General features: G+C 40.7%; 8 protein-coding genes. 1 reads left to right on the forward strand and 7 read right to left on the reverse strand.

Features of this window, described 5'->3' with window-relative positions:
• Positions 1 to 109: 109 nt before the first annotated feature.
• The 6 genes from secA to AC1UFB_RS18345 form a co-directional block, all read right to left on the reverse strand.
• Positions 110 to 2,626, reverse strand: coding sequence for a preprotein translocase subunit SecA (gene secA, locus AC1UFB_RS18320; protein ID WP_025907027.1), 2,517 nt, complete (start codon positions 2,624 to 2,626; stop codon positions 110 to 112).
• A gap of 232 nt (positions 2,627 to 2,858) precedes the next feature.
• Positions 2,859 to 3,416 (reverse strand): ribosome hibernation-promoting factor, HPF/YfiA family, encoded by a 558-nt coding sequence (hpf, locus tag AC1UFB_RS18325; RefSeq protein WP_025907028.1) that lies wholly within the window; start codon positions 3,414 to 3,416, stop codon positions 2,859 to 2,861.
• Positions 3,417 to 3,611: 195 nt separating this feature from the next.
• Positions 3,612 to 3,962: a flagellar protein FliT gene (fliT, locus tag AC1UFB_RS18330; protein ID WP_482589677.1), complete on the reverse strand. Its 351-nt coding sequence runs from the start codon at positions 3,960 to 3,962 to the stop codon at positions 3,612 to 3,614.
• The gene (fliS, locus tag AC1UFB_RS18335) at positions 3,959 to 4,357 is read right to left on the reverse strand and encodes a flagellar export chaperone FliS (RefSeq protein WP_100346611.1); all 399 of its coding nucleotides are present in this window, start codon (positions 4,355 to 4,357) and stop codon (positions 3,959 to 3,961) included. Before fliS ends, fliT begins: the two co-directional genes overlap by 4 nt.
• A gap of 45 nt (positions 4,358 to 4,402) precedes the next feature.
• Positions 4,403 to 6,199, reverse strand: a complete 1,797-nt coding sequence (locus tag AC1UFB_RS18340; protein ID WP_482589679.1) for a flagellar hook-associated protein 2 — start codon at positions 6,197 to 6,199, stop codon at positions 4,403 to 4,405.
• Between the two features lie 14 nt (positions 6,200 to 6,213).
• Positions 6,214 to 6,567: a flagellar protein FlaG gene (locus AC1UFB_RS18345; protein WP_061786094.1), complete on the reverse strand. Its 354-nt coding sequence runs from the start codon at positions 6,565 to 6,567 to the stop codon at positions 6,214 to 6,216.
• Positions 6,568 to 6,851: 284 nt separating this feature from the next.
• Between AC1UFB_RS18345 and AC1UFB_RS18350 the strand changes: the two genes are divergently transcribed.
• The gene (locus tag AC1UFB_RS18350) at positions 6,852 to 7,199 is read left to right on the forward strand and encodes a hypothetical protein (RefSeq protein WP_100346609.1); all 348 of its coding nucleotides are present in this window, start codon (positions 6,852 to 6,854) and stop codon (positions 7,197 to 7,199) included.
• On the opposite strand, the gene AC1UFB_RS18355 is transcribed toward AC1UFB_RS18350, so the two are convergent.
• Positions 7,186 to 7,359 (reverse strand): hypothetical protein, encoded by a 174-nt coding sequence (locus AC1UFB_RS18355; RefSeq protein WP_482589681.1) that lies wholly within the window; start codon positions 7,357 to 7,359, stop codon positions 7,186 to 7,188. The genes AC1UFB_RS18350 and AC1UFB_RS18355 overlap by 14 nt on opposite strands.
• Positions 7,360 to 7,633: the final 274 nt, after the last annotated feature.

The following is a 7,633-nucleotide window of genomic DNA, read 5'->3' on the forward strand; positions in this document are numbered from 1 at the left end:
TTTTGACACACAGGAAGGAAATGGGGGCTGCCCATTTCCTTCCTGACGGTTGCTATCTGTATGTGATTGTAACACAGTTTGTCGCTAAACCAATAATGCTTCCTTACTTTTATGCTTCTTTTCCGCAGCAGTTTTTATACTTCTTACCGCTTCCGCAAATGCATGTATCGTTACGACCTACATCAACTGCGTTGACTTTTGGCTTTTTTTTCGCAGGTGCATCCCCTTCTTTTGGATGCACAGCAGCTTGTCCTTTCGCTACTTCTTGACGTTCAAGGTTGTTGTTAATCTCTGCTTTCATCATATACTTCGTCACTTCTTCTTCAATTGTGGCAATCATGTTTTCAAACATCGCAAAGCCTTCCATTTGATACTCGCGAAGTGGGTCTGTTTGACCGTATGCACGAAGGTGAATACCTTGACGTAGCTGATCCATCGCATCGATATGGTCCATCCATTTTGAATCAACCGCGCGAAGAACAACAACTTTTTCAAACTCACGCATTTGTTCTGGTTCAAGCTGGTCTTCTTTTTCGTTGTAGCGCGCTTTTGCATAATCAACAAGCATTTCTACAATTTCTTCAGGCTCTTTACGGCGCAACATTTCTTCCGTGATTTGCCCTTCATCTAGAATATTAGCATTTACATAATCAACAATACCTTGTAAATTCCAATCTTCTTCTAACTCATCGCTTGGCGTGTACGTAGCGACAACTCTTTCAACCGTTGATTGGATCATGCGCTCTACAATATCACGCAGATTTTCTGAATCCAACACTTCAAAGCGCTGCTTGTAGATTACTTCACGCTGCTGACGTAATACATCATCATATTGAAGCAATTGTTTACGCGCATCGAAGTTGTTACCTTCTACTCGTTTTTGCGCAGATTCAACGGCTCTTGTCACGATTTTACTTTGAATTGGCTGTGAATCGTCCATACCAAGGCGATCCATCATGGACATCATGTTATCAGAGCCAAAGCGACGCATCAGCTCATCTTCCATTGAAAGATAAAATTGAGAAACCCCCGGGTCTCCTTGACGACCAGCACGACCACGCAGCTGGTTATCGATACGGCGTGATTCATGACGTTCTGTACCGATTACGGCTAAACCGCCTGCTTCAATAACACCTTCGCCTAACTTAATATCTGTTCCACGTCCAGCCATGTTTGTTGCGATTGTCACCGCGCCTTTTTGACCAGCGTTTTCGATAATATCAGCTTCACGCTCATGCTGCTTTGCATTTAAAACGTGGTGCTTGATACCTTTTTTCTTTAATAATGAAGACAATAGTTCAGACGTTTCAATCGCTACTGTACCAACAAGCACAGGCTGTCCATTCGCATGGCGCTCAGCGATATCTTCGACAACGGCTTTGAACTTGCCTTCCATCGTTTTATAAATTAAGTCTGCTTTGTCATCACGAGCAATGTCTTTATTCGTTGGAATTACAACTACCTGCATGTTATAGATGTTTCGGAATTCTTCTTCTTCCGTTTTCGCTGTCCCCGTCATACCCGCTAGCTTTTCATACATACGGAAGTAGTTTTGAAACGTGATTGTTGCAAGCGTCATGCTTTCGTTTTGAATGTCGACATTTTCTTTTGCTTCAATTGCTTGGTGAAGCCCATCGCTAAAGCGACGCCCTTTCATTAAACGACCTGTAAACTGATCGACGATTACGACTTTCCCGTCTTCTACCACATAGTCAACGTCATTTTGCATCGTTACGTGTGCTTTTAACGCTTGGTTAATATGGTGGTTTAAGGCTACATGCGAGATATCGAACAGGTTTTCAATACCAAACGCTTTTTCAGCCTTAGACATTCCGTCCTCAGTTAACTGAACACTTTTGGTCTTCACATCAAACGTATAGTCCGTTTCTTTATCAAGCGTGCGAACGAATGCATTAGCTTGAATATAAAGAGCCGTTGACTTTTGAGCAGTTCCAGAGATAATCAACGGTGTACGCGCTTCGTCAATCAAAATGGAGTCAACTTCATCGATTACAGCAAAATGAAGGGGACGTTGTACCATTTGTTCTTTATAAAGCACCATGTTATCACGTAAATAATCGAATCCTAGTTCGTTATTTGTTGTATACGTAATGTCAGCAGCGTACGCTTCCTGCTTTTCATCCTTTGTTAAGCTGTTTAAATTCAAGCCAACCGTTAAGCCTAAAAACTCATAAAGACGCCCCATTTCAGTTGCATCACGGCTTGCTAAATATTCATTGACCGTTACAACGTGCACGCCTTTTCCAGTAATGGCATTTAAATAAACAGGCATAGTTGCAGTTAACGTTTTACCTTCCCCTGTTTTCATCTCAGAGATATTCCCCTCATGTAAGGAGATACCACCCATTAGCTGCACTTTATAAGGATACATGCCTAACACACGCTTTGCCGCTTCACGTACAACTGCAAAAGCTTCTGTCAGCATATCGTCTACAGATTCACCATTTTGATAACGTTCTTTAAAGTCTACTGTTTTCTCACGAAGCTGATCATCTGTCAGCGATGCCATATCAGGACCCAACGCATCAATCTGTTCAGCCATTCGTTCTAAACGACCGATTTGGCGTTGATTTCCGTCAAACACTTTTTTAAATAATCCAAGCATATTAAACGCTCCTCTATTTATAATCAATACATCTTGTACTTGTTATTTCCTTATTATAAAACATTCTGAATAAAATTGTAACATCGGGGCTAGACAAGTAGCAACTTATACCCATTATTACTCAACTGATGATTTGATAAATACTGCCTAGAACGAACAGGATAAGCAACGTAAACTAGACATCATTAAAAAAGACAGCGAGTAAAGCTCGCTGCCTTAGAAGTTACTGTATTTAGTTTGGCTCAATCAGGCCATATCGCCCATCTTTTCGACGATAAACGACATTGGTTGTATTTGTGTCGGCATTTGTGAAGACAAAGAAGCTATGACCAAGCATATTCATCTGTAAAATTGCTTCTTCACTATCCATTGGTTTTAAGTTAAATCGTTTTGTACGGACAAGCTCTAGCTCTTCTTCATCCGTTTCAGCTGCAACGGCAACGCTTGGGTCACCTTCTAACGCAGCGAATAGGTATTTTTCAGCACCTTTTTCACGCATTTTACGGTTCACTTTCGTTTTATGCTTGCGAATTTGGCGCTCAAGTTTATCAAGGACAAGGTCGACTGCGGCATATAAATCTGTATGCGTCTCTTCAGCACGTAATACAAGATCAGTCATTGGAATTGTAACTTCTATTTTTTGGTCGTTGTTGTATACTTTTAAGTTTACATTTACATCAGCATTAGGTGTACCATCGAAATAGCGCTCTAACTTGCTGAGCTTTTTCTCTACATATTCCCTGATTGCTGGAGTTACCTCAATGTTTTCGCCACGAATGTTGTACATCATATTCGAACTCCTCCTTTAATCATTGCTATACCTCTATATTTCTACAATACCCGACACTTTCCCTTCCTAAACCTATATTTTTTTTTGAAAATTCAGCGAATAAATTTTCAAATTTAAGAAAGTGTATGTTAGAACTAAAAAAAAGACCTTCTTCTAAAGAGAAGTCTTTTTTTTTCGAATTTTTACGTCTTCTATTCAGTTTCGCTTATCGTAAAAACTCCCATCGAATGTTTCATTTCCATACGGGTTAACATAACGATTAACATGCTGTTTTTTGGCCTTTGTTTTTTGAAGGTCCTCTTCAACACTTCTTTTCCATTTTAACAATGTTGAATCAATGATGGCATTCATGCTAACGATGATGTTCCCTCTCGAATCATTCTTGCTTTCTTTCGACTGAACAAGCTCGTCAATATACTGACTGCGCTCTTGAAGCAAGCCTTCCACTTTCGCAATCATATTCTCACGTTCTTCTGCAAGAAGCGGCTTTTGGACAAGGCCATAGAGCTCAGCCGTCAGTTCATATACGGAGTCGAGAGGCGTCACGCTTGTCCACCTGAACCATGGGTTTGCTTACGATTCATTTGAATAACCTGCTTCCACGTATCGCGAAACTCAACGGCATATCCCTCTACTTCGTCGAGGAGTTCTACGCGATTTTGAACATTGGCTTCAATTAAGCGCTGATTCATATAGTCATACATCGCCATCATTTCTTTTCCAACAGCAGCGCTTGTATCTAAAGTAACCATTAGCTCTTGAATAATCTTTTGTGCTTTAAGTAAGTTTTCGTTTTTCGCTTCAATATTGTGTTGTTCAAACCCAATACGGGCCATTTTAATAAATTTAATGCATCCGTTGTAAAGCATCAGCGTAAGTTCACCAGGTGAAGCGGTTTGAACTGCCCCTTGCTGATACGCTTGATAAGGATTTGATGCCATTTCCTTCACTCCTTCTCGTACTCTTTCTTCATTGTATTGCTATGTTTAAGCGAAATATTGCGATAGCTGCATGCTTTGTGCGTTTGAGTTTTGAATAGCTTTTTCCATTGCTGTAAATTGGCGCCAATAGCGGTCTTCTACCTGCACAAGACGACTTTCAAATCGACTAATTTGATCATCCATGTCACGTAAATTACGACCGAGCACAAACTGCGTATTCGTCCACGTTGAGCGGCCTGCACGCTGCTCAATTTTAGATACCGTATCCGCAACGGATTCACGAAGTCTGCGGACAATCCCTTTTTCACTTGTCGTTTCGCCATTTTTTGAAAATAAATCCATCACGGACTGCGGATCTTTCTCAAGTGCTTCTTTTAACTTTGTCTCGTTAATAACAAGCTTTCCACGGTCCATATAGTTCGTACTAGTCGTAATTCCAATATCCGTTAGCTGCTTGAATTCACCGGTGATGCCTGAAACAGCTGAATACCAGTTAGAACGCATTTGATTTAGTCCACTTGAAAGAATTGAATCGTTTTTTAACAATCCGCTCTTTGCTTTTTCTTCCCACTGCTCCGCTTGTTTATCTGTTAAGCTTTCACGCTGAGCATTGGTCAAAGGACTGTAATCACGGTAACGCTCTTCCGTAGTTTTGCCATTGAGTGTAGCGATGAGTTCATTGTACTTCGTCACAAAATCTTTAATCGATTCAACCGCTTTATCTGTGTTGTTGCTAACATTTACGCGCACAGGGGCCGTAAAGTTATCTTGAAGCGTAAAGCTCACGCCGCTGACTGTGAACGTATTGGACTTTCTCGTTGTTTGTAAGCCGTTGATTTCAAACGTTGCGTCAGTTCCGCTTTGTTCATTCGTTTGATCGAGCTTTAGCGTCTGCGTTAAAAAAGTACCTTCCAATTTCATTTGTGGACCCGTACCGCTTGCATCTGTTAAACTCCCGGTATCTTTACGCGTGAACATAATTTTATCTGTGCCCGAATCGTAAAATGCAGAAATCCCAACCTTGGAATTGTTAATCGTAGAAATAACGTCATTTAATGACTTCGTACCATCAAACTCGAAGTTCATTTTCCCATTCTTTTGATCATCTTCAATCGCTTTTCCATTTTCATCATAGGTTGTAATGGCAAATGACACGTAGTTTTGTTCATAATCAAACCCTTGTACCGTGCTATCTTTTACGAGTTGCGTACCAAACGTCATTTCACCGGTTGCTGGATCGACAAATACCTGGTCTGTCCCTAACCCTGTCACGTTGTCTGTGCGCACACTATAAAACGTTTCATTTCCATCTTTATCTTTTACAACAATTTGTCCTGGTAAGGTTGAAGCTTCAATTGCTCCTTTTCCTAACGAAACCTTCGTCGTGTCACTGGCTACCGTAATCGCGCTTTGATTGATCGTTTTAGTCTGCCACGTTAGCCCACCTGAAAACGCACTTTGCTGAGACCATAAGCTTTTTGATGGATCAATTTTTGTTGTTCCTGAAACTGCCCCGCTAATATTTTTAGCAGCCGTCGCCATCGTTACGTTTGATAACGTATATGACGCGTTACCTGCTGACGTTGTTGCAGTAGCCGTTACTTTCGATTCATCTGCTGAAGATGAGCTTTTCACCATATATGTTGACTGGAGCGTCATGTTAAAAGCCGAATCACGAAATTCCGTTAGCAATCGGTTCATTTCGCGATACTGGTCACGCTGCCATTCTGTTGTTTGCTTTTTTTGCTTTATTTTATCCAGCGGCATACGCTCCGCTTTCATTAAATCACTTACGATTTGGTCAATATCCATTCCACTTGCTAATCCACCAATACGAACCATTCTTTCACCGCCAATTACATTTTTTGATCAAAGATTAATCCCGTCAGCCGCTCCATCTCGGCATGCATATCTAAAAGCTTTTCGGGAGGTACCTCTCGAATCACCTCATTCGTATCCGCATTTACAACCTGAGCGAAATACGTATGAGACTTTTCATGAAGTTGAAAACGTACCGAAACAAACGTAGGTGCGAGCTTTTGATTAATCTCTTCCACCGCTTTTTCAAGCTGTGCAATGATTACTTCATTACTGCTTTTCGGCGCTTTTGACTCTGTTTCTAGCTGATTTTTTTCTTTTGATTGCTGAACGCTGGCATAGCTTAACACACTTGAATGAAGCGTTTTAGCTGAAATTGATGTCCCCTCCATCACAGCCACCCCTTAAAAAACACTCTTTTTTATTGTTATCGGAAACATTTATTTATTGTTTATAGGTAGTTCGCAGTACTTTTCCTCTTTAAAAACATGATTTCACATGAGATAAGGCTTGCTTTCTTAACAGGGATGAAGGTCACGAGCGCTACCTTTGTTATCCATTAATCTGTTTTATTTTCCTATTTCTTTAAATCTAGGCCTTTATTGGGGGCTTTTCGTGCTACAATGCTGTTAAAATTCCACATTGCCAAGATCCTCTATAAAGGAGCTACTCAGCCATGAAAAAAACGATCATTCCTTTTCTACTTGCCGGGATGCTCACAGCCTTTGCCGTTATTCATACAAACGAAAAAGCAATTAAAGAAACCGACTCGTATTCTACCATTCAAGCAAAAATCGAAACCTATGCAAAAAAAGAAGAGCCAAGCTTGTCCATTCAAGAAATACAAAAAGACGAAACCATCAACGGAGAAAAGCGCATCATTTTGTTCACCACAACCGATAAGCAAATTGGCTGTGCCATTCTGCAAAAAAACTACTTGAACCGCTATCAGATTGAATACATCTCTACTCAAGACCCCGCTCAAATCGAAGACAAATCGGCTTTATCGTCTATTTATGCATAAGCAAGAGTTTGGGATATAACAAACTGACTGCTTCTAAGAGACAAACAATAGCCGCTCCCATCTCTTTGGTTTGCCTGAACACGTTCGTTCCATTGCGCTGCGGGATCTCAGTTTTCCCTCTATTTCCCGCAGGAGTCGAGTATCCTACGCTCCATTCCACCCCTCGTTTTTCACAATCAACAAAAAGCCTGAACAACTAAGAGTTGTGAACTCTCAATCGTTCAGGCTTATCGTTGGCTGAAATACTTCTGTCTCAGCCTTTTTCATAAAAAAAGACCTTCTCACGGGAGAAGATCAATAAAAAAGGGGATAGGGGAATACCTTGATATTAGTATGGGCTGAATTCGTATTGTTTATACTCTACATGAATGAATTTCATAATCTGAACCCTATGTCTCGCAAGACTTTATAGACATCAAAAAAGGAGTACCTCC

This window comes from Priestia sp. KCTC 13724, assembly GCF_056820425.1.

Bases quoted from the DNA above. Each gene is read 5' to 3' on its own strand.
- fliS (WP_100346611.1), bottom strand. From the start codon at position 4,357: ATGGCATCAAATCCTTATCAAGCGTATCAGCAAGGGGCAGTTCAAACC.
- AC1UFB_RS18350 (WP_100346609.1), top strand. From the start codon at position 6,852: ATGAAAAAAACGATCATTCCTTTTCTACTTGCCGGGATGCTCACAGCC.
- AC1UFB_RS18345 (WP_061786094.1), bottom strand. From the start codon at position 6,567: ATGGAGGGGACATCAATTTCAGCTAAAACGCTTCATTCAAGTGTGTTA.
- hpf (WP_025907028.1), bottom strand. From the start codon at position 3,416: ATGATGTACAACATTCGTGGCGAAAACATTGAGGTAACTCCAGCAATC.
- AC1UFB_RS18340 (WP_482589679.1), bottom strand. From the start codon at position 6,199: ATGGTTCGTATTGGTGGATTAGCAAGTGGAATGGATATTGACCAAATC.
- secA (WP_025907027.1), bottom strand. From the start codon at position 2,626: ATGCTTGGATTATTTAAAAAAGTGTTTGACGGAAATCAACGCCAAATC.